The following is a 21523-nucleotide window of genomic DNA, read 5'->3' as shown; positions in this document are numbered from 1 at the left end:
TTCATGGCACCTTCATCGAAAAATCAGCAACCCATTATTGTCAAGAAGATCAAGAAGGGGGATCACGACGCCCACAGCACGGCGTGGAAGATTGCCCTTGCTGACTTTATGACAGCACTTATGTGCTTTTTCTTGGTGATGTGGCTGACAACCATTTTAAAAACAGACACCAAACCCGATGTTTCACGCTTTTTTAATGCCTCAGGTGTGGACGAAAGTGATGTAGGCATTGGTGGCATCTTAGGGGGGTCGACCATCACGGTGGATGGACCTCTTTCTGAAATGGCGGCAGAGTTTACCGTTGTGCCGCCCATGGGGGCTGTGGAAAAAAATGAATCTGAGGTGTTGGGTCGTTATGTGCCTGAAGACGACGTGAGTGGTGACAAAGCAGGCGGGCTTCCCCTAGCGCTTCAAAAAGAACAGGAAAAAGCCATGCAGCACATGGCCCATGCTATTTCAGAAGGATTATCCAAAGAAGGTGAGTTGGGAAAACAGGTGCGTATTACCCGTGAGAAAAAATATATACGCATTGACTTTTTAGACACACATCCAGACTCGATGTTTGCCGTTGGTAGTAAGCATCTGCTTCCTCGGGCCCGCCGCGTGGTGCAATCTGTGGCCGAAACATTGGCACGGTTCTCAGGAAAAACCACCATCGTGGGGCACACAGATAGTCGGCCCTATCATGATCGCGCTTATACGAACTGGGAGCTTTCCTCAGATCGCGCCAATACCACCCGTCGTTTTTTAGAACAGAGAGTGCCTGAGCTTGTTATCCGGTCGGTGGTGGGTAAAGCGTCGCAAAAAATACCCAACCACGAAATCACGAAAGAAGAGCAGCGACGCATCAGTCTTTTGTTTTACCCAGACGCACCTCAACAAGAGCACGAGAAAAATAAAGACACCATGGGCTATGTGGAAAAAGAAGATATAGAAAAACAGGCTTCTTCTCTCTCCTCCTCCTCGCCAGAAGAGGAGCAGAAAGTAACGACACAAGATAAAAAGTCGGGCAAAAAAGCGATTAAATACTTCATTTGAAGTGTCTCGGCTTTGGCTCTGAACGTTCCTTTCTCACGTCTTCCGTTGATGAAGGGGGGGTGCGCTTAGAGCTCCTCCTTTTCATAAGATGTGACCATAGGCGCTTTGTTTCCTTGAGCGTCGTGGCAAAAAAGCAAGGCGTCATTTGCATCGTCAGGGGGAAATTGTAAAAGGGTGAGGCCGTCATAGTCACTTTGCTCGCACACAGACATGGCCTCTTGAAAGGCCTTGTTCTCTGTGATCAATGGTCCCTCAAAGAGAACGCTCTCACCCCCCTCTTTACCATCCCAGATGGTTTGATGGCATGCAGTAAGCGGCTCTGTCAGGGGTCCACAGTCTGTTTGAACCACGGCATGATTTCCAAATCGTTTAAAGGTATACGCATCACGTTCTGCGAAGGCGCTTTGATGAGGGATGATACGTCCATGTCCAATGTGCAGGTGTGGCTCTGGGTTGGGATCCTCAGCAAGGGCACCTGCGATATATGTGTTTAAGATCGCTCCTGCCATGCAAAGCATTTTACCAGGTGATTGGATCAGGGATATGGCCATATGATGAGCAATGTCTAGCGGAGACGTTAAGAAAGAGGCCAGGGAGGAAACATAGGTAGAGGCTTTGTGCGTGCATTCAACCTGCCTTTGCACAGAGTTGGTGTTATCATGTGTGGCGCGCACCTGGGGCGTTATGAAAAAGCCTAAGATGAGGAAAACCAATAAAGATATAAAAAGTGTGTGATAACGAACCATTGTATGACCTTTAAATAAGAGAGAGTGTTTGGGAAGAGGAGGTTTCAGGCAAAAGCACAGACAGCACATCGTGATGAGAGTCACAACAGCTGCAGTGCAAGATGGAAGGCCCACCTTTATAAGTATCCAGTTCCATGTCAGCACAGCCGTGGCTTTTGCAAAAATTCATAGATCGCTCAATATCACGCGTCGTGAGCGTGCGTAACAAGATGTCAACATCGTCAGTGCGCGAAAAACCGATGTTATAATCACACCAAGGTTTATCATCTATGTCCTCACAGGAAAGGGATACCATGTTATCATAACGGAACGTAAGAAACTGGGTGCCTGGACTCTTAGCTCTGGAAGGTTTGTGGCCGAGTCCATGCGACAAAAAGGAGCTAAAAATAAACAATGACAATAACTTGGTGGGAGATGCGATATACGTGGCTACAGTGTGCATGCCATTTAAAGGTGCCACCAGCGTTTTTTTGATCAGAGGCAGCCATGAAGAATCCTGCTGATGTGTGGTTGATGTTAAAGAATGTCCAAGCTTGACCTCATGTTTACAGGCAGAGTCAATGTGGGCAGAAAGTATTTTTTTGGCCCTGTGTGGAGGTGGATAAGAGGAAGGTGAGGGGGGCACTCCCTCAAAAGTGGCTTGATCTTCCCATGCTTTGGGAATCTCATGTAGGGAAGGCAGGGCTGTAAGCCCCTTAACAAGGACACATAGACCTAATACGTACAAAAAACGGATCATCACCTCTTCTCCTGCTTTTTTCTTTTAATTTATACTTTTTATATAAAAAATGCAATAATTTTATTATTTTTTGTGTAGAATATATAAAAAATAGGCATAGATGCTGCGAGGGTCGGGGGCACAAAAAGTCTATACCTTTTTCATATGTTTTACGTCTGTGCGCGTGCGTAAGAGAAGCAGAGACAATATCCCCCGCTGGGCGCCGGAGGTTGTGAGAGAATGAAGAGAGGCAAAAAAGAGAGGGATAAGGCGAATAAAATGGTTTGTGTTCTTGGCTACAGTGTGCTCGGTTCTTTGTTAGTCAGGGAGAAAGGGGGTGCGTGAACAAAAGTGCTCCCGTGAACCAGCCTCATATACTATAGGGCCATTTCTTTATTGAGCAGGGAAAAAAGGTGAGTCAACAAAGGCGCTCTTGCCGAACGCACCTTACTTATAACGTGACTCTCTCTTTGCCTGAATAAGCCACGGCATCGTGCGGCCACAGGCTATTATGTGTCGAGAAAGCTGCGAAATTTTCTTGAACGACTGGGGTGTTGAAGTTTGCGGAGCGCCTTGGCTTCAATTTGGCGCACTCGCTCACGCGTCACATTAAAGCTGCGCCCCACTTCCTCAAGGGTATGCTCGTTGGTGCCAATGCCAAAACGCATACGGATGACGCGCTCTTCACGCGCTGTGAGGGTGGAAAGAATGCGGGTGGTGGTGTCTTTGAGATTGCTTTGCACGGCCGAATCAATGGGAGAAAGCAAGCTCTTGTCCTCAATAAAGTCACCCAGTGAGCTGTCATCCTCGTCACCCACGGGCGTTTCAAGGCTGATGGGTTCTTTGGCGATTTTGAGCACTTTTTTCACCTTTTCAAGGGGCAAATCCAGTTTTTCAGAAAGCTCTTCAGGCATGGGTTCACGGCCTGTCTCATGCAGAATCTGGCGCGACATGCGTACAAGACGATTGATGGTTTCAATCATATGTACAGGGATCCGAATCGTGCGTGCCTGGTCAGCAATGGATCGCGTAATGGCCTGACGAATCCACCATGTGGCATAGGTGGAAAATTTGTAGCCGCGTTGGTATTCAAACTTATCCACAGCCTTCATGAGGCCAATGTTGCCTTCTTGAATGAGGTCAAGGAACTGAAGGCCGCGGTTTGTGTATTTTTTGGCAATGGAGATCACAAGCCGTAAATTGGCTTCCACCATTTCTTTTTTGGCTTCATCTGTTTCTTTTTTGCCCTTGTGCATGGTGGAGATAATATCGCGAAAATCCTGGAGAGAGGTTTGCACTTTTTTCGCAATCTCTGAAAATTCAGCAAGTAGAGGTTTCATTTTGGGGTCAGCAGCCACCTTTTTCCAGGCAGGATCTTTGGGAAGAGTTTCTAATCCGTGAGCTAAATAGTGAGCCAAAAAGGCTTCCCGCTCAACGTTGTGGCTTAATGCCAATTGAAGCGCCTGCCTATCCAGTGAGACAAGGTTGTGGTAAATGCCGTCAAACTGTTGTGTCAGCATATTGCTTTTTTTGTTGGAAAGCTTGAGTTCCTTAATCAAGATGACCAGGTCATGCTGGAGCTCATCTTTTTCCTTAGGGTCCACTTTGGGGGAGGTTAGTTTCTTGAGCTTTTTGCACACAAGGGCCATTTTTTTCAAAATGTCTTCACGAAATTTTTCTTCCAACTCGTCGAGAGAGAGTGTTTCTGCGGGCTCGTCTTCTTCCTTGTCGTCATCGTCAAGATCACCATCCATGTCCTCTTCGGATGGATTTTGCTCTTGCTCTTCCCGTTGTTCCTGGGTGTTCATGCCCTCCAGGTCAATCAGCTCACGCAGCGGCATTTCTTCTTCTTTGATCTGTGTGCGCCACATGGTGAAGAGGTCAGAAGCCAGAGGGCTGCGGCAAATGGCGCCTAACACCCGCTCTTGACCATTTTCAATGCGTTTAGCAATTTCAATTTCTTCCTCCCGAGAGAGGAGGCAGATGTTGCCCATTTCACGCAGGTAAAGACGCACAGGATCATCTGTGCGCGGAAGATTGCGGTCTTCCTCAGGGGTTTCTTCTCGTGTGTCGGAAGCAACCAGTCCCTCAAGGTTATTTTTTTCTTCCAGCTCATCATCGTCGACAACGTCAATGCCTTTTTCAGAAAGGTAAGCCAGAATAGATTCAATAGGGTCTGTTTTGAGTTGAGCCTCTGAAAGCAAGGCGGCAATATCTTCGTGGGTGACAGCACCTTTCTTTTTCGCAAGGGCTGTGATGGCCTCTAAAACCCCCGAGCCTTCGGCCTCTGATTCAGAAAGTGTGGGGGAAACAGAATCATTCATAACATACCCTCATTGCATGACGTAAGGTTTCTTGTGATAGATATCGCGTAGTTTACGCAAACGCTGCCAGGCACCCTCATGCATATTCTGTGCAAAGCAAGCCTCCGCCTTTGAGATATCTTCCTTCAAATGCTTATTCTTGCCGAAATGTGCAAAGAGATCAAGCAGTCCTTTCTCGGTTTGATCCTTTGGGGATGTGGGCGTCGAAAAAGGGGCGGCGTCGGCAAGACCTGGTGTTTCTTCAAGCCTGCGCAGGTCAGCCGTTAAGGTTTGTTGGTGTAGGCTTTGTTTGAGAGAGGCTGTTGTCACATCGTGATGAGGCTCGCACGCCCACGTCAATAAACCTTGCTGAAGAGGGGCCAGGGCAGGTGAAAAAGGGATGCATGCAAAGGGTTCAAGGTGATCAATCAAAAGATGGGGGTGGTGAATCAACGTGGCAATGATAATTTTTTCCTGCAAGGTGCGGGTTTTGCTGGCATTGATGGCAGGGCGTCTTAGGTTGTGGGGGCCAGCATTGCGCTTTCCCTTGACATGATCCCAAAATTTTTGGGAAAAGGCGCGCCGATAGCCAGCACGTAAGTCAGGTGAGCTAATGCTTTCGGTCCAGGTTTTGTAATGTTTTTGCAGCTGGGCTTGCCCTTCGGGTGTGTGCATGTCATAGCGCGCGCGCAATACATCAAAAAGGGCATCACACAGCGGTTGGCTGCCTTCAAGGGCGGCATTGAGGACCTGGGTTTGGTTTTTCTGGATTAGGCTTTGCGGATCTTCGCCTTCTTCCAACCAAGCAATGCTCAGTGTGCGCGTGTCTGTGATGTGAGACAAGGCTTTTTCAGCCGCCTTTAAAGACGCTCGCCTGCCTGCTTCGTCACCGTCAAAACACAAGATAATATGGGGGCTACTTTTCCAAGCCATGTCCAGTTGGTGGTGGCTTAACTCTGTGCCCAAAGGGGCCACTGCGCGGGCGATGTGGTGAGATTGAAGGGCGATGACATCCAAATAGCCTTCTACAAACACAACGGGTTTGTTTTTGAGGGGGGGATGGGTGCGTGCCTCATACAAGCCATAAAGATACGTTTGCTTCGAAAACACCGGGGTTTCAGGAGAGTTAATATATTTGATCCGGCTGCCTCCCAACGTGCGTCCCCCAAACCCCAAGGGTCGGCCTTGTGTGTCTCTTAAGGGAAACATGAGGCGCTTATGAAAGTGGGGCGCAAGACGTGTTTCTTTCTGGTTGGCCAGGCCGCTTGTGATAAGATCTGGGATGGCTTTTTTGCGAAAAGTGTCAAGAAAAGCTTGGGGCTGCGAAGGGGTCACGCCAAGGCCAAAACGCTGAATAGCCTCATGAGAAACGCCACGCTTTTCAAGGTAGTGACGGGCCGCTAACCCTTCTGGAGCGTGAAGTGTGTTTTGAAAAAAGCGGTCAGCCTCTTTGAGGGTGGTAAAAAGAGACGCATGGGCAGCCGGTTCCTGACGCGCTTCAGGCAAGGTCATGCCAGCTTTGCGAGATAAGCCTTCAAGGGCCTCTTGAAAGGAAAGGCCGCTTTTTTCTTGCAAAAACGTGAGGGCATCACCGCGCGCGCCACATCCAAAACAGTGATAGGCACCCCGTTCGTTATTCACCTTAAAAGAAGGTGTTTTTTCATGGTGAAATGGGCAGCAGCCCCAAAACTCTTGCCCCTTTTTTTTGAGTTGCACAAAAGGGCCAATAATGTCAGACAGCACGAGACGGTTTTTGAGGGTTTGAATATAAGAACGATCCACGCTGTTTCTTCCCATACAAACCTCAGCTCACTTTAAGAAAAAACAGCGTGAAACACAAGAGACACTTTTTTCCCCACAAAAAAACGCACCGCACACGCTGCCTTGTGAAAAAGCCCAGCCATTGTCTTTTTGTTAAGACATTTTCTCATAAAATCCATGAAAAATCTGTTTTAAATGTGTGCTGACGCGCGTGTCATATAAGAAAACCCATGGATTTTGAAAAGCTGCTCACAAGACTCAAAGATATGGGCGCTGGAAGGCTGCTCTTTTTTTCAGGGTCTGCCCTTGGGTTTTTAGGGCTGATCGTCTTTATCTTTATGCGCTTTGGTCAATCCGAGATGTCTCTTCTCTATCGCGATATGGACCCGCAAGAGAGTGGCAAAATCTTGGATGGCCTTCAATCTCACAACATTAGCTTTGAAATGAAGCGGGGGGAGATTTATGTGCCCTCCTCGCAATTGTTGCGGGCGCGCATGTCGCTGGCGGAGATGGGTGTTTCTGCTGGCAGCACCATGGGGTATGAGATTTTCGATAAATCAGACGCTTTGGGCACCACAAGTTTTGTGCAAAATGTGAACCTGGTGCGCGCTCTTGAGGGAGAGTTGTCACGCACCATTCAAACCATTCAGAGTGTGGCGCAGGCGCGTGTGCATATTGTGATGCCTGAGCGTAAGATTTTTTCCAAGGAAAAACGCAAACCCTCTGCGGCGGTGGTGTTGCGCATGCGATCCTTGTCCACCCTTTCTGAAGGACAGGTGCAAGCTATTCGCTATCTTGTGTCCTCTGCTGTGCCCGAGCTTCAGGTGGAGGGTGTATCGATTTTGGATGATCGTGGTGTGTTGCTGGCCTCTGACTCTGAGAAAAATGCGCGCGATGTGTCTCGCGAAGCAGAAGAAAGACGGGTGGTTTATGAAACGCGCCTTGGCCGCATGATTGAATCTCTCCTTGAGCAATCCTTGGGGGTCGGGAGCGTGCGCGCGGAGGTCAGTGCTGATCTTGATTATGATAGCATCACAGAGCAATCAGAGACCTTTAATCCGGACGGTCAGGTGGTGCGCTCACAACAAAGCGTGAATGACAGCAATCAATCTAATAATGCGCAAGAACCCGCCACGGGCGTGCAGCAAGAAATGCCCAACGTGCAACAGGCACCGGGCGCGTCGGGGAAAGGATCAACATCTGAATCTAACAAAACCGAAGAAACCACCAACTATGAGATTTCAAAAACCGTGCGCACGGCTGTGCGGGGGTTGGGGGGTGTCAAGNNTTTGTCTGTGGCCGTGGTCATTGATGGTACCTATACCAAGAATGAACAGGGTGAAGAGGTGTATGCAGATCGCGCCCCTGAAGAGATGGAAAAATACAAACGTTTGATTCAGGCCGTGGTGGGCTATCGGCAAGACCGTGGTGACGTGGTGGATGTGGAGAATCTGAGGTTCCACCGCCCCGAAGAAGAAAGCATGGGGTCATCTAGCTGGTTGCCATCCCTTTCTGAAGAAAACCTTATGCGTCTGGCAGAAATTGCTCTTCTGGGCTTCTTTGCGCTGGTGCTTTTTTTCTTTGGTATTCGCCCCTATCTCAAACCCGCCACGGCCGAAGGGGCTGAGGGGTTACAGGTGGCCATGGCAGGGGCTGAGGGTGCATCCCTTGAGGATGGGGAGGTTGCTGAAGGCCCAGAGGTTGAAGATAATAAACAACTTAAAGGTTGGGAAAAAATGCCTGAAGATGAGCTGAGAGCGCTTGTTAACAAACTGGCTCTTGAAAAACCTGAGCGCGCCGCTTCGATTGTGCGCCTGTGGATGAAGGGGTAGCGACGTTATGGTATCACGGATTATCAACAATAATTTACGCTTCAATAAGGACAAAGCCGCAGCGCTGATGCTCAGCTTATATGGTGACGCGCAAAAGGCCGTCTTTGGTCAAATGGAAAATCGCGAGTTGTGGACGTTGACGCCAGCGATGTCTAATTTGGGCATATTAGATCCCACGGTTGTGAAGAATGTGCTCACCGATTTTTTGCACTTGATGCACGAGGGCAGCATGGTGTCGGGCAATTTTTCGGGCACCAAAAAACTGCTTGAATCTATGTTTGGCAAAGATCGCATGAAGCAGGTGCTGGATGGTGTGGAAAGTGATGAAGAAGGAATTTGGGAGCAGCTGTCTACGGTCAATGAAAACATGTTGGCCAACTTTCTTAAAAAAGAAGACATACAAACGGCGTCGGTGATTTTGGCCCGTCTCACCTCAGCCCGGGCAGCCCATATTCTTAAAATGTTTGATGAAGACACCTCCATGGATGTCATTGTGCGCATCTTAAAGGCCACACCGGTGAAGGTGGCAGTTTTGTCTGAGATCCAAGCCTTCATCAAATCTGAATTTATGGAAGAATTTAAGAAAGGCGGCACCAATGCCTTTGATCCCCATCGCGTGGTGGCAGAAATCTTGAATGCCTTTGACCAAGTCACGGGCGATCGCGTGATGGAATTCTTAGAAAAGCAGATCCCCGAATCAGCAGCCCGCGTGCGCGCCTTGATGTTTACCTTTGAAGATATGCTGCGCATTGATAGTGCAGATATCCAAAAGGTGATTTCTGCTGTGGATAAGAGTGAGCTTGCCTTGAGCCTTAAAAAAGTGCCTATGAAAGTGCGGGAACATTTCTTCAGCAACATGTCAGAACGTGCTGCTAAATTCTTGCAAGAAGATATTGATGGGCTCGGCGCCGTACGTGTTTCAGATATGGAGAAAGCACAGCGGTCTATTATTAGTGTGGTGAAACAAATGCAGAAAGATGGCGATATTGTGATCGCTGATGCAGGCTCGGATGATGCCATGATTGCGTAAGGTGAGGGTATGACAATTCGTAAATATATATTTGAGCGTTCGTTTGATGAAGGTAAGTCTCAAGACACCAACGTTCCCGTAGTGCGTGATGGTTTGGTGGAAGAACAAAGGGAAAAATCTCTACAAGATAAATTTCAAGAAGGGTTTCAAGAGGGGTTTCAGAAAGGCATCGAAAGCCAAGCCAACAAAAGAGAAAACGATGTTTTGCAGGTGCTTTCCCACATTGAGACGAAAGTGAAAGATCTTGTGAGCGTTTATGAGGCCCAAAATAGCGAAGTTCTCAAACTTTCTGTCTTTTTTGTGAAATCTATCTTAAAAAAGGCTTTTCCTCACCTTTCGGCCAATCAGACGTTGGTGGCCTCTGATTTAGAGGAAAAAATATTGCCCGTGATCAAAAAGCTTGCGGGGGATAAGGTTAAAGTTTTTGTTCATAAAAGCATGGCAGGGTTTATAGAGTCTCGGTTACGAAGTTTGGCGGGCGTAAATGTTGAGGTCAATATTGATGAGGAGCTTGGGCCTGGGGATTGCCGTCTCTGTTGGAATGAATCAGGTTTTGAGTGCCTGCAAGAGCGTCTTGGCCGTGAGGTGTATGCCCTTTTAGATGATATGGCTACCGTGCAATAACCAGGAGAATGTCAGTGTACATGAGTGATGAGGAAAAAGAGAATCCCGGCACGCAAGAGGGGGCAGAAGAACAGAGCCCCTCTCCCGAAGAAGCCATCGAAGACATTCAGTTCAAAGAGGGCAAAGCCCCTAAAGCCGCTAAAAATGAAAGCGCGACGCCAGAAGAATTTGCAGATGCCCTTTATGGCGTGCCTATCAAAATTACCACTGTATTGGGGGCAGCACGGATGTCCATTGATCATCTTTTGCAGTTGGGGCGGGGGTCTGTCATTCAGCTCAATAAAAATGTGGATGAACCCGTCGATATTTGTGTGAATGATCGTTTGATTGCCCGCGGTGAGCTGGTGCTGGTGGGCGGTAAGCTTGGGGTGACGGTGACAGAACTCATCAAAGAATCTCTCTAACAGATGTCTGTTTTGGTGATTGGCGAGCTTGGTGGATTTTTGACAGAGGCGTCCAACATTCTGATCCAACGGGGCCACAAAATCAGCCACACTGAAACGACAGATCAAGCGCTGGATGTGATGCGCAAAGGTCATCACGCGGGCATGATTTTGATTGATGTCAGTGAAGATGTGGCCGCTTTTTCTGCGCAGCTTAGTAAAGAGCGGTTTTCCCCCTATATTGTGGCGTGCGGGCTGGGGATGATTGACAAAGAAAAAGTGCAAAAAGCCATCCAAGGCGGTGCAAAAGAATTTGTGCCCTTCCCACCTGATCCAAACATGATTGCTGATATTCTCGATTCGTTTCATCAGGGACAAACGGCACTGTTGTTTGTAGACCCTTTAATGCAAAAGACCATGGATGTGGCCCATAAAGTGTCTGGCAGTGATGCGAGCGTGCTGATTACAGGGGAGTCAGGCACGGGGAAAGAAATGATGGCGCGCTATATTCATGAGCACAGCAAGCGCAAAAAGAATATTTTCTTATCGGTCAATTGTGCGGCCATTCCTGAAGCATTGTTAGAATCAGAGCTTTTTGGTCATGAAAAAGGGGCCTTTACGGGTGCGGTGGCGCGGCGCATTGGTAAGTTTGAGGCTGCTAACGGCGGCACATTGTTGCTGGACGAAATCAGTGAAATGCACCCACGCCTCCAGGCCAAGCTGTTACGAGCGATCCAAGAAAAAGAAATTGACCGCGTGGGGGGCACGCACCCAGTTTCCTTAGATTTCAGGCTGATTGCCACCAGCAACCGAGATATGAGGCAAGCCATTCATGAGGGGCAATTTCGCGAAGACCTTTATTATCGCCTCAGTGTGATCCAGATGGTTCTGCCACCTTTACGCAAGCGTCCCGGCGACCTTGAGATGCTTATGCGTCATTTTATGAAAAAATATGCCGACCTTAACGGCGTCTCACCTCATCCCACCTTATCGCCAGATACGCTGGCGGTTGTGCATCAATATGATTGGCCGGGCAATGTGCGTGAGCTGGAAAACGTTACCCATCGCGCTGTGTTAATGTCAGATACGGGTGTTATTCACCCACATCACCTTGGTCTTTCTAATCCAAACACCTCGTCGGATCCTGAGGTTTCCCTGAACGTGCGCCCCTTGGTGGGGGAAACGCTTGCGAATGTTGAAAAAGAGTTGGTATTGTCCACCTTGACGCAGTGTGATCAAGACAGCACGCGTGCTGCCAAACTTTTAGGGCTATCCCTGCGCGCGCTTCAGCTCAAGCTTCATGCCTATGAAGCGGATTTAAAAGAGGTGAATGACAAGGTGGGCCCGTCTCCATGAGTGTTATGCCCACGTTCTTCATGGAAAAGATGGGGGATGTGCCTCAAGTATTGCGCCGAGGAGAAATTCTGTTTTCTCTTGCCTTGGTGGGGATTTTGATTGTGTTGATCCTTCCTCTCCACAGATCGATCCTTGATTTTTCCTTGGCCATTTCTCTGGCTTTTTCGGTGACGGTGTTGATGACGGTTTTGTTTCTTGAAAAGCCGCTTGATTTTAGCGTGTTTCCCACGGTTCTCTTGGTGTCCACCATGCTGCGGCTATCGCTGAATGTGGCCTCTACGCGTTTGATTCTCTCTGATGGCTATCAAGGCACAACGGCGGCCGGCGATATTATTCAGGCCTTTGGCTCTTTTATTATGGGCGGCAATTTTTTTATTGGCCTCATTGTGTTCGCCATTTTGGTAGTCATCAATTTTGTGGTGATCACAAAAGGTTCAGGCCGTATTGCCGAAGTGGTGGCGCGCTTTAGCCTAGATGCTTTACCAGGCAAACAGATGTCTGTGGATGCTGATTTATCTTCAGGGGCGATTGATCAGGCTGAAGCCAAGGTGCGGCGTGCGCACATTCAAGAAGAAATCAATTTCTATGGCGCCATGGACGGCGCCGCTAAGTTTGTGCGTGGCGATGCCATTGCCGGCATTTTTATCACAGCCATTAATCTTTTTGGCGGCATTATTGTGGGCGTTTTTCAGCAAGGGATGACCTTTTATCGGGCTTCCCAGACCTATGCTCTGTTGACGGTGGGTGATGGGTTGGTGAGCCAGGTGCCGGCGCTGATTATCTCGGTGGCGGCGGGTATGCTCATTTCCAAAACATCGTCAAAAGGCACAGCTGATCAAGCCTTTAAAGGGCAGATCAGCGCCTATCCCGTGGCGCTGGGGATGAGTGGGGTGCTGATTGCCATTTTTGCTGCGTTGCCCGGCATGCCTTTTTTCCCTTTTTTGCTGATGGCAGGTGTGGCGGGCGGACTGGCGATGCGGTTGGGGAAAAAAGAAGCCCGACCTCAAGCTGAAACCCTTGCGTCACCCACCCAAGGCTCAGAGCCGGAGGAAGAAAAAAAGCCGGAAGAGATGCTGTCTATGGATGAGCTGAAGCTGGAGCTGGGTGTAGGCCTTGTGCCGCTCATCAAAGACCCTGAAGATTTAGTCAAGCGTATTCGCCGCGTGCGCGAAAACCTGGCCCGCGATTTTGGCGTGATCGTCCCTACGGTGCGCATTGTAGATAACCTGGCCCTTGAAACCTATGGCTATCAGTTCAAGGTCAAGGAGGTGAAAGCTGCCGCGGGCACCATTTTTCCTGACAAGGTGATTGCGCTGGATCCTGATGGCAGTTTAGAAAAAATACCTGGTGAGGCTGGAAAAGAGCCCGTGCTGGGGATTCCGGGCATATGGATTCATGCGTCTGAGCTGAAGCAGGCTAAAGAAAAAGGCTATGTGGTGGCGGATGCTAAAGCCCTGCTGATGACGCACATCACAGAGACCATCAAAAAACATCTGGCCGATTTGTTTTCGTTTTCTCTTCAGCAGCAAAGTATCGATAGTTTGCGTAAACCTTATCAAAAAATGTATGGCGATATGGTCCCCATGCAAATTTCGGCGGCCTCTGTGGGACGCATTCTCAAAAATCTCTTAAAAGAGCAAGTGTCCATTCGTGATTTGGGAACCATTATTGAGGCGATTTCTGAATCACTCTCTTATACCAAAGAGCCTGATGCCATTGGGGAACGTGTGCGGATGAGTCTGGCGCGCCAAATCGCCTCTCCCTTTCTGAAGGACGGTCAACTATGGGCACTGTCTTTGGGAAGTGCGTGGAGTCAAGAGTTTCAGCAAGCTCTTTCCGGGGAAGACGGGAAACGCACATTCACTATGGCTCCTAGTCGTATGAAGGTCTTTTTTGAAGAGTTAAACGAAGCGTATGATAAACCTGAGGCCCGCGTGGCCGGCATGGTGCCTCCTTTGTTGGTGGCGGCAACGTTGCGCCCCTATGTGCGCAGTCTGTCTGAAAAAACACGGCCTGATATTGCGGTGCTCTCTGACGCTGAAGCCACATCACACTACCGTGTCCACATTGTGGGCGAAGTATAATCACATCTGGTTCTCTAACCTTCCTATAAGTGAGCATAGTTTTGTGCTTATGTGTCATGAAAGAGAGAGCGCAAGGCTCCTCTAGACCTTGCAACAAACGGTCAAGGTTAGGGATTCATGAGGGACACAAGGCTGAGTCTACGTCCCGGCGTGCTTTTTTGGTGGGCCTGCCTGGCTCGCAATTATCTTCTGTGCTTTCTTTTGTAAAAGACTCTGTGGGCTTGTGAGGCTCTGTGTCTTGATCTTCTTCTAAGAGCGTAAACTGATGGTCTGTGCTTTCAGAAGGATGAAGCCCCAAATTCTCCATGGCTTTGGATAAAATGTCTTCTATGTCCTCTTCGTCAATCAAAGGGCTGTCTGCTTTGTAAGATGAGGGGGGCGTCACTGATAACGGTGGTGAAGCGTCAAGATCGACACGTTTTTTGGGACCACAAAGACATGAACATGGCATAAGCATGAGCCACGCAAGGCAAGACGCATATCGCATAATATCCCTGATAGAGGATTAATTCTCTTTTAATAAAATTGCGTATTTTATAGGCCTAAGCGAATAGCTTTTGGCTATGGTGCTGTTTTATTAATGTTTTTTATGTGAGGAAGGAGGTTTTTTGTGCAAATATTGAAGTTTGTCGGTACGCTGTTTCCATAAATCAGCATCAGGCGGTGGGGCTTTAGGATCTTGAATGGTGGGCCATGTTTTGGCAAGTTCGCGGTTTAAGGTCACCCATTTTGCGCATCCTGTCTCAGTGTCGGGTTTGATGGCCTTGGCGGGACATTCCGGCACACACACTCCGCAGTCAATGCACACATCGGGATCAATCACCAGCATGTTGGGCCCTTCCTTAAAACAATTCACAGGACAGACCACAACGCACTCTGTATATTTGCAGTTAATGCAGGCATCGGTCACTACGTGGGTCATAGGCAGCTCTTGGGGTTACATAAAGTCATAAGGATCTATATCAATTTGGCATCGGATTGAAAAGGGTGGGTGTGTGTAACCCAGCCATCGCCTTAAAAAGGGTTGAAGAGGGCCTTGCGGGTCTCTCACCAAAAATCGCCAGCGGAATCGTTTGTGGGCAAAGGGGATGGGGGCAGGGATCGGCCCTAAGACCTCAAGGGCGTGGGGTCGCTGTTGACGGGCGAACGCCTTGGCTTCGTCGATGTGGGTGGCGAGACTGTGCGCATAATCTCTTGTTTGTTTTTCATGGGGGCCTGAAATAATCACGGCGGCCATTTTCCCAAAAGGGGGTAGGTGCTGCTGTTGACGTGTGTGAAGAAGGTGCGCGCTCAACGCGTCAGGGTCTTTGTGCAGCAGCGATTGAATCATGGGGTGGTCGGGCTCTCGCGTTTGAATCCACACATCGCCGGCAAAATCTCCCCGACCGGCTCTGCCGCCTACCTGTGTGAGCAGCTGCACCAGGTGCTCATGAGATCGAAAGTCAAAGTGATGAAGGGCCCCATCAATGTCTAAAATCCCCACAAAAGCTAGGTTGGGAAAATGGTGGCCTTTGGCTACCATCTGTGTGCCCACCACAATGTCCACAGCGTGGTTTTCAAGGTCGGCAATCATCTTTTTCATTTTGTTGGGCGTCATGCCGTCGCTGCTCATAATGGCGATGCGCGCTTTGGGGAGAAGGTCGCGTAAAGCTTCTTCAAGCTTTTCCACGCCGAGGCCCGAAAAGGTGAGTTTGGTTTCTTCGCCGCAATGGCTGCATATTTTCTGTGATCTTAACCCACACACGTGACACATCAGGGCATCTGTTTTTTTGTGATATGTCACGCCCACAGCGCAGGAAGGGCAGTCAAGGGCTGTGTGACATGTTTGACAAAAGACAAAAGGGGTATAGCCTCGCCTGTTGAGAAAAAGAAGGCTTTGCCCCCCTTGATGCAGGGTTTCCAACAGTTTATCACAAATCTCTGGCGCCAATATGTGTTGACGGGGTTTGCGCAGAACGTGAAAGTGAGGCATCTCACTTTCGAACCGCGCCGTCAGTTGCACGTGATGGTATTTACCCTGTTGGGCGTTGTGAAGGCTTTCAAGAGAAGGCGTGGCACTGGTAAGCAACACGGGAACAGCCTCTAAGTGCGCGCGCAGCACGGCCATGTCTCGTCCATGATAGAGCGGCGCCGTTTCTTGCTTAAAGGTGAGATCGTGCTCTTCATCCACCACCATGGCTTTGAGCGCAGGATAGGGTAAAAAGAGCGCAGAGCGTGTGCCCACCACAATGCGGGCGCGCCCTGTGATGATGTCTGTAAAAGCTTGGCGCCGCTGTGTGGGGGTGCGTGATGAGTGCCACAGTGTGGGCATAAACCCAAACCGCCGATAGCATTTGTCTTGCCATTGGGGGGTTAGGGCAATTTCAGGCAACAATACCAACGCTTGTCCCCCCTTCTCAATACACGTTTGCAGCCACTGGAGGTAAATTTCTGTTTTCCCCGACCCTGTGACGCCTTGGAAAAGTACCGGTTTAAGTTGTGCGTCATAGGCTTGCTGAAGTTTCTCAAAAGCCAGCGTTTGAGCTGAGGTTAGGGTGATGGTTTCTGTGACCCTTTCTGGATCTGGCGTAGGGGGTGTGGGTTTTTCTTCTCCATACGTGTCAAGAACCTCTTTAGAGGGCAAGGCCATGTTCAGGATGGAGCTGGGGGGAGACAACGTATAGGCTGCCACTTTTTCTAAAAACGCACACATGGTGGGTGATAACACCAAAGGAGAAATGCCCGTGATGGATTTGAGGGCTTTATGGGATGGCAACGGCGGGGGGGTTTCGTGCGTCACCAGCCCCCAAAGAGACCGCTTCCCCAGTGGCACGCGCACCACCTGCCCTTTAACCAGGGGCGTGTCAGATTGATAGGTAAACGCCGTGTGAAGACCTAAGGTAGCGGGAAGAACAGAATAGCGCAAACGTCAGCCGTCAGGTGTGGATCATTGAAACGATGGTACGATGAATGATCCCACGTGGCCAAGATTTTCCATGTCTTCTTGCAAGAGAGGGGTATCAAGGAGTCGCATGAAGAGGTTGAAAAGATGGCTTGATGGCCATTCAACTATAAGATCTCTTGACGCAGCTGCCCCCCTTGCTCACAATGACAGGGTGCATGCACAAGGGGCCGGATGGCAGAGTGGTGATGCAGAGGACTGCAAATCCTTGTATGTCGGTTCGATTCCGACTCCGGCCTCCACAAAGCACGCGTCTGCTGCCTTCTCTTAACGTGTATTCAAAAAAAGCATGGGGTTGTTTTTTTTGGCAAATATGCGTGTAAAAACAGTGTGTTGTGCGACAGATAGGGAGAGCAGGGTGCCCTTGTTGTTTTCTCTGCCTGTATTTCAGTGGGTTAAAAAAAGTTTGCAAGAAAAGGTGGCGATTCTTGTGGCATCGTTTTAAAGTGAGAGAGACTTTTTGAGGGGAGAAAACGCCATGAATCAATCTCTTAACCACGACCGGGACGGCGCTGACGAAGCGCGCATAAAGGGGCTGTCTGCGGATGATATTCCTTCAGAATGCCCGGTGGAGATGGTGTCTCCTCTGTTTAAACCTAACCCCATTTATAAACCTTTTCGTTACCCGTGGGCCTTTGAGGCCTGGCAAACACAACAGCGCCTTCACTGGCTTCCCGATGAGGTGCCTATGGCCGATGATGTGAAGGATTGGAACAAAAACCTGTTGCCCTCAGAGAAAAACCTGCTGACCCAGATTTTTCGTTTTTTCACGCAAATGGATATTGGGGTCAACAATTGCTATATGCAATATTATGGGCGGATTTTCCATCCCGTGGAAATTCGCATGATGATGTCAGCGTTTTCTAATATTGAGACCATTCATATTCAAGGGTATGCCTATTTGCTGGAAACGTTGGGTATCCCTGAAATTGAATATCAAGCATTCCTCAAATATAAAGCTATGAGTGACAAGTGGGATTATATGCAAGAGTTTGGTGGCGAATCTTTGCAAGATATTGCCATGAGCTTGGCCATGTTTTCAGGGTTTGGTGAGGGCATTCAGCTGTTTGCGTCGTTTGTGATGCTGATGAACTTTCCACGCTTTAACAAAATGAAGGGCATGGGGCAGATTGTGTCTTGGTCGATTCGGGATGAAACCCTTCATATCCATTCCATGACCCATCTATTTCGCACGTTGATTGCCGAGCACCCCTTTTTGTGGACCGATGCCTTGCACAAGAAAATTCACATGGTGTGCGATAAGGTGGTCAGCCTTGAAGACGTCTTCATTGATCTTGCCTTTGAAATGGGGCCCATTGAAGGCTTGACCGCTGAGGACACAAAGCGCTATATCCGCTATATTGCTAATCGCCGGTTAGGGCAGCTCGGCGCTGATCCACTTTATGATATTCAGGAAGATCCGTTGCCCTGGATGGAAGAAATGACCAGTGCGATTGAGTTTACCAACTTTTTTGAAAATAGGGCGACCGAATATTCAAAGGCCGCCACACGTGGCACATGGGAAGAGGCTTTTGAGCATTTCAAGGAAGAAAATAGGGCCAAGAAAGCATCAGGCGCGGCTTAGATATTTCTGAGTAACCTTCGTGGTGTGTTGGCCGCGTTTTCAAAGGCGTAAGAAAACCTCAGGCGCAGCTTGGGGGCTTCTTCTTCGTTTTCTGATGTTGTCGGTAGCCTTTCTGAGAGGCGCGGCGTGTTATGGGCGGCGCCCACGTCCTTTTTGGCGCTCTTGGGGCATCCAGGTTTCTTGAGGGGTGACGGGTTTGATGCGCGGTTTTGTGAAGGTGTTTTTTTGCGCGCACAAGAGGCGCAAGACATAGATATCTTCAGGTGAATGATGCAAGGCTTCTTTCACGACCTTGTGCAAAGACTTTTGCTCGTCAAGAATCTTGCGCGCCAGGGTTTTGGCCTTTTTTTTCATGGCTGGGGACAGCTGAAGTACTTTTTCCCCCTGGTTCATGATTTGTGTACTGTGTTTGACCAGCACACACGCCATGCGTTTTGTTTGGGCTGAATGAGACATTACTCCCTCGGCTTGGCTGATAAAACCTAGAAAAAAGATCACGAATACCCCAATCATGGCCAGCTTCCTTGTTTAATATAGACAATTCTAGTGTGCCCCTATTTTTTGAAGAATGCGTGAATTTTTTGCCTTAAAAAAACATAAAAAACCCTGCTGAGGAAAGAAGCGTGCACATTCCCAACAAAAAAGCGATGCGTTGGAGAAAATAGGTCTGTGACCACAGGGCGCACCCTGATCGTGCGTGCAGGACAGGCAGAAAAAGATGAGAGCAGGGAAAGGAAGGCAGATAACGCAAGCCAAAAACGGGTGCGGGGGCAGGATTTGAACCTACGACCTTCAGGTTATGAGCCTGACGAGCTACCAGACTGCTCTACCCCGCGTCATACTGGGGATACTAAGGCGTTGGCTCACCTTCTGTCAAGAACCTGTGACAATATTTGTGCTGTCAACTGGCTTTTTCTTCTTTTTTGTGGTCCGGCAACATAGAGCCAAGGATGTGATGCAACATGAGGGGCACGAAAAGGGTTGTGTCTCGTTTTTGAACCGTCATCATCACGGTGTGGTTATCTTGATGCGCAGTATGGACACCTGTGATGGTGATGTGCTCGCTGCCGTCAAGAACAATATCTTTGCCTTCTGCCGGAGGCATCCAATGAAGAGGCAAGATGCCTGCATGCAAAAGGGCTCTGTGAATCGTGGGGTCAAAACTATGGGCAACCACGGCCCGGACATTGAGCAAAGAAAGCCCACAATCCAACCACGCCCAATCTCCGGCGCGTCCATAGGCATGGCCACCAAAAATAACCAGGGGCACATCGCCTTCAAGGAAAGACTCGCTGATTTTGGGCACATATTTCTTGGTGGCTTTTTGAATCGCTTTTTTCAGATAATAGGGGTGGTTACGATAGGCCTCAAACGGTTCAGGCTCTTTCTCACCCATAGGCCCCCGGGCAAGCAAAGAGAACGTAAGATCATGGTTGCGAAAAATAGGCAAGGGATGGGCCTTTTGGATCGTGGTGGCCAGGCTATGACGTGTGGGCATCTCACACCAAAAAGGGCGGGATCTTGTTTTGGGCATCACCACGTCATCAGGCGTGGAGGCTGGGAATTGCTCGCTCTGTTTTTGTATATCCAGCTCCTCAGGCCACACATCTTTGATCGTGACGTTTGGTGAAAGGTCAGGCACGCTGTCGTCATAGGTGGTGCCTAAGACAGAAAAGAGGCACGCAAACATCTCAGATGTCCACAAGAGCGACCCATCGGTGGTGACCACGTGTGTGCCAAAGGGGAGCGTGCTGAATTCAATACTGCCATCCAGCGCGAGCACATCTTTTTTTATCCTTTGCATCAAAGGAGAATCTTCTTGATAGTCAGGGTGTACAAAAAGCGTGGTGGTGGCCTTAAAGACAAGCTCTTTGGCTGCCATTTTTTCAAGCAATAAGCTGAGGGCCAGAATCGAGTCATGAGCGATCTTGATATGAGACGGCAGCACAACAGACGCTTGGGTGATAGGCAGAGAAGAGGAAGGAAACCCTGCTGTGGGGGGTGTGTAAGGCGGTTGCCACGTTTGGGTGTTGGTCATCAACGCAGGCCGGGATGCCAGCACCGGTGCATAGCCTGGATTGATGGTGGACAAAGACAAGGTAAGGCGCTCATCATAGGCCCAATCGTCTGTTGTCTGGGCGGCTTCTTCCCACAAACCGGTTTCTTCGGCCAAGGCCTTGAAGGTCGGTTTGTCTTGGATGGTGCGTAAGGTATCTTCGCTGATGGGCCACAACACGGCTTCAGCATCCATCCACCTGGCCAGCGCGCTGATCTCTTGGCGCATTTCGAGAGAAAGGGTGTGAAGATTGGGGCCAAAAAATTCAATGATTTTGTGTGGCAGGTATAGATCAGACAAAAGATCCATCAGCTTGTGCACAATGTCACGCGCACCTGCATAAGAGGGCATGTTGCCTTCAATGCGCACCCCTAAGATTGAGGGTCGCCTGAGCAACAGCGGCGTGCCTGACAGGGCGGCTTTCAGCTCAGTCACTGAACATCTCAAGGCCAAAAGGCCCACAGCGCCCCACATAGATACCGCATCACTGGTGCCAATGAGTGTGTGGAAAAAGCTCTCAGACGACGGTTCATGACTGAGGGGCGGCATGTCAAAAGGGTTGTGCACCTTCATCAGGTTGCCAAGCTTTTCGCCTTCCTCAAGATAACTGTTAAATTCGTGTCCCCACGAAGCGGGGTGCTTGTGTTCATAAAGGGCGTAAAGCGGTATGTGAGGGGTGCGACACAAAGAAAACGGCACATAAGGGGGCGGCTTTTGAGCAGAAGGTTGTCCGAGGTTGGCTGATGCGTGTGACGAAGCTTTGGGGGCACCAGTCTCTGCAGCTTTTTTTGTGGTGCTGGCTTTGGGGGGCGCTTTTTTTTCAGCCAAACAAAACGGGAGGCATGATGCTTGCGCCAGTGCTTGATCTGGAAAAAAAGACCACACCTCTCCAGGGGTGGGTAACACGCTGTCATCTGTTTGGGCCCCATGATGAAACATGTTGAGCGCCATCAGACGTTGTGTTCGGGTGAGCTGAGGATGCGCCTTCAGATAAGACAGACCTTTAAGGCAAACCGGTGTGCCGTTGAGGGTAAACGTGTCGTGTGAGATGGGGCTCACCTTCTTT

The 21523-nt window shown here is 49.3% G+C and carries 17 protein-coding genes, 2 tRNA genes and 1 pseudogene; 10 read left to right on the top strand and 10 right to left on the bottom strand.

The window, feature by feature from the left end; translation table 11 throughout:
• The first annotated feature begins 3 nt into the window (after positions 1-3).
• Positions 4-1038: a flagellar motor protein MotB gene (locus tag IG82_RS0106495; RefSeq protein WP_031934707.1), complete on the top strand. Its 1035-nt coding sequence runs from the start codon at positions 4-6 to the stop codon at positions 1036-1038.
• Positions 1039-1103: 65 nt separating this feature from the next.
• Here IG82_RS0106495 and IG82_RS0106490 read toward each other — a convergent pair whose 3' ends face one another.
• The 4 genes from IG82_RS0106490 to dnaG all read right to left on the bottom strand — a co-directional run bounded on the left by IG82_RS0106490 (position 1104) and on the right by dnaG (position 6587).
• Complete coding sequence (locus IG82_RS0106490; RefSeq protein WP_156095441.1) at positions 1104-1712, bottom strand: hypothetical protein; 609 nt, start codon at positions 1710-1712, stop codon at positions 1104-1106.
• Positions 1713-1794: 82 nt separating this feature from the next.
• Entirely contained in the window at positions 1795-2523 is a 729-nt protein-coding gene (locus tag IG82_RS0106485) for a hypothetical protein (RefSeq protein WP_156095440.1), read from the bottom strand.
• 488 nt (positions 2524-3011) lie between these two features.
• Complete coding sequence (gene rpoD / locus IG82_RS0106480) at positions 3012-4826, bottom strand: RNA polymerase sigma factor RpoD (protein WP_052545792.1); 1815 nt, start codon at positions 4824-4826, stop codon at positions 3012-3014.
• 9 nt (positions 4827-4835) lie between these two features.
• Entirely contained in the window at positions 4836-6587 is a 1752-nt protein-coding gene (dnaG, locus tag IG82_RS0106475) for a DNA primase (RefSeq protein WP_172642923.1), read from the bottom strand.
• A 209-nt stretch (positions 6588-6796) separates the two neighbouring features.
• On the opposite strand from dnaG, the pseudogene fliF reads away from it, so the two are divergent.
• From fliF to flhA, 7 genes and pseudogenes are all read left to right on the top strand, one after another.
• Positions 6797-7852: pseudogene (gene fliF / locus IG82_RS07430) on the top strand (flagellar basal-body MS-ring/collar protein FliF); the annotation flags it as partial.
• Positions 7853-7854: 2 nt separating this feature from the next.
• On the top strand, positions 7855-8398 hold a 544-nt coding region (locus IG82_RS07425; RefSeq protein WP_408605319.1), incomplete at its 5' end, for a flagellar M-ring protein FliF C-terminal domain-containing protein.
• 7 nt (positions 8399-8405) lie between these two features.
• The gene (locus IG82_RS0106460; protein WP_031934702.1) at positions 8406-9428 is read left to right on the top strand and encodes a flagellar motor switch protein FliG; all 1023 of its coding nucleotides are present in this window, start codon (positions 8406-8408) and stop codon (positions 9426-9428) included.
• A gap of 9 nt (positions 9429-9437) precedes the next feature.
• Entirely contained in the window at positions 9438-10052 is a 615-nt protein-coding gene (locus tag IG82_RS0106455; RefSeq protein ID WP_031934701.1) for a FliH/SctL family protein, read from the top strand.
• 8 nt (positions 10053-10060) lie between these two features.
• The gene (fliN, locus tag IG82_RS0106450; RefSeq protein WP_052545790.1) at positions 10061-10456 is read left to right on the top strand and encodes a flagellar motor switch protein FliN; all 396 of its coding nucleotides are present in this window, start codon (positions 10061-10063) and stop codon (positions 10454-10456) included.
• A gap of 3 nt (positions 10457-10459) precedes the next feature.
• Positions 10460-11791: a sigma-54 interaction domain-containing protein gene (locus IG82_RS0106445; protein WP_031934699.1), complete on the top strand. Its 1332-nt coding sequence runs from the start codon at positions 10460-10462 to the stop codon at positions 11789-11791.
• 5 nt (positions 11792-11796) lie between these two features.
• A complete protein-coding gene (flhA, locus tag IG82_RS0106440; RefSeq protein ID WP_216476181.1) occupies positions 11797-13875 on the top strand; it encodes a flagellar biosynthesis protein FlhA in 2079 nt (692 codons plus the stop codon).
• A gap of 115 nt (positions 13876-13990) precedes the next feature.
• On the opposite strand, the gene IG82_RS0106435 is transcribed toward flhA, so the two are convergent.
• The 3 genes from IG82_RS0106435 to priA form a co-directional block, all read right to left on the bottom strand.
• Positions 13991-14224 (bottom strand): hypothetical protein, encoded by a 234-nt coding sequence (locus tag IG82_RS0106435; RefSeq protein WP_156095439.1) that lies wholly within the window; start codon positions 14222-14224, stop codon positions 13991-13993.
• 228 nt (positions 14225-14452) lie between these two features.
• Positions 14453-14797, bottom strand: a complete 345-nt coding sequence (fdxA, locus tag IG82_RS0106430) for a ferredoxin FdxA (RefSeq protein WP_031934696.1) — start codon at positions 14795-14797, stop codon at positions 14453-14455.
• Positions 14798-14812: 15 nt separating this feature from the next.
• Positions 14813-16780, bottom strand: coding sequence for a replication restart helicase PriA (gene priA, locus IG82_RS0106425; RefSeq protein ID WP_052545788.1), 1968 nt, complete (start codon positions 16778-16780; stop codon positions 14813-14815).
• 204 nt (positions 16781-16984) lie between these two features.
• On the opposite strand from priA, the gene IG82_RS0106420 reads away from it, so the two are divergent.
• Positions 16985-17058 (top strand) — tRNA-Cys (locus tag IG82_RS0106420).
• Between the two features lie 332 nt (positions 17059-17390).
• On the top strand, positions 17391-18401 hold the full coding sequence (locus IG82_RS0106410; RefSeq protein ID WP_052545795.1) for a ribonucleotide-diphosphate reductase subunit beta: 1011 nt from the start codon (positions 17391-17393) through the stop codon (positions 18399-18401).
• Positions 18402-18530: 129 nt separating this feature from the next.
• Here the strand turns inward: IG82_RS0106410 and IG82_RS0106405 are convergent, their stop codons facing one another.
• The 3 genes from IG82_RS0106405 to IG82_RS0106390 all read right to left on the bottom strand — a co-directional run bounded on the left by IG82_RS0106405 (position 18531) and on the right by IG82_RS0106390 (position 21516).
• Entirely contained in the window at positions 18531-18914 is a 384-nt protein-coding gene (locus IG82_RS0106405) for a hypothetical protein (protein ID WP_156095438.1), read from the bottom strand.
• Between the two features lie 249 nt (positions 18915-19163).
• A tRNA-Met gene (locus IG82_RS0106395) sits at positions 19164-19237 on the bottom strand.
• A gap of 65 nt (positions 19238-19302) precedes the next feature.
• On the bottom strand, positions 19303-21516 hold the full coding sequence (locus IG82_RS0106390; protein WP_172642922.1) for an aconitase family protein: 2214 nt from the start codon (positions 21514-21516) through the stop codon (positions 19303-19305).
• Between the last annotated feature and the right edge of the window lie 7 nt (positions 21517-21523).

It is taken from the genome of Candidatus Hepatobacter penaei (assembly GCF_000742475.1).
GTDB classification, from domain to species: Bacteria; Pseudomonadota; Alphaproteobacteria; order Holosporales; family Hepatobacteraceae; genus Hepatobacter; species Hepatobacter penaei.
This window is presented reverse-complemented; position numbering and strand designations above follow the sequence as displayed.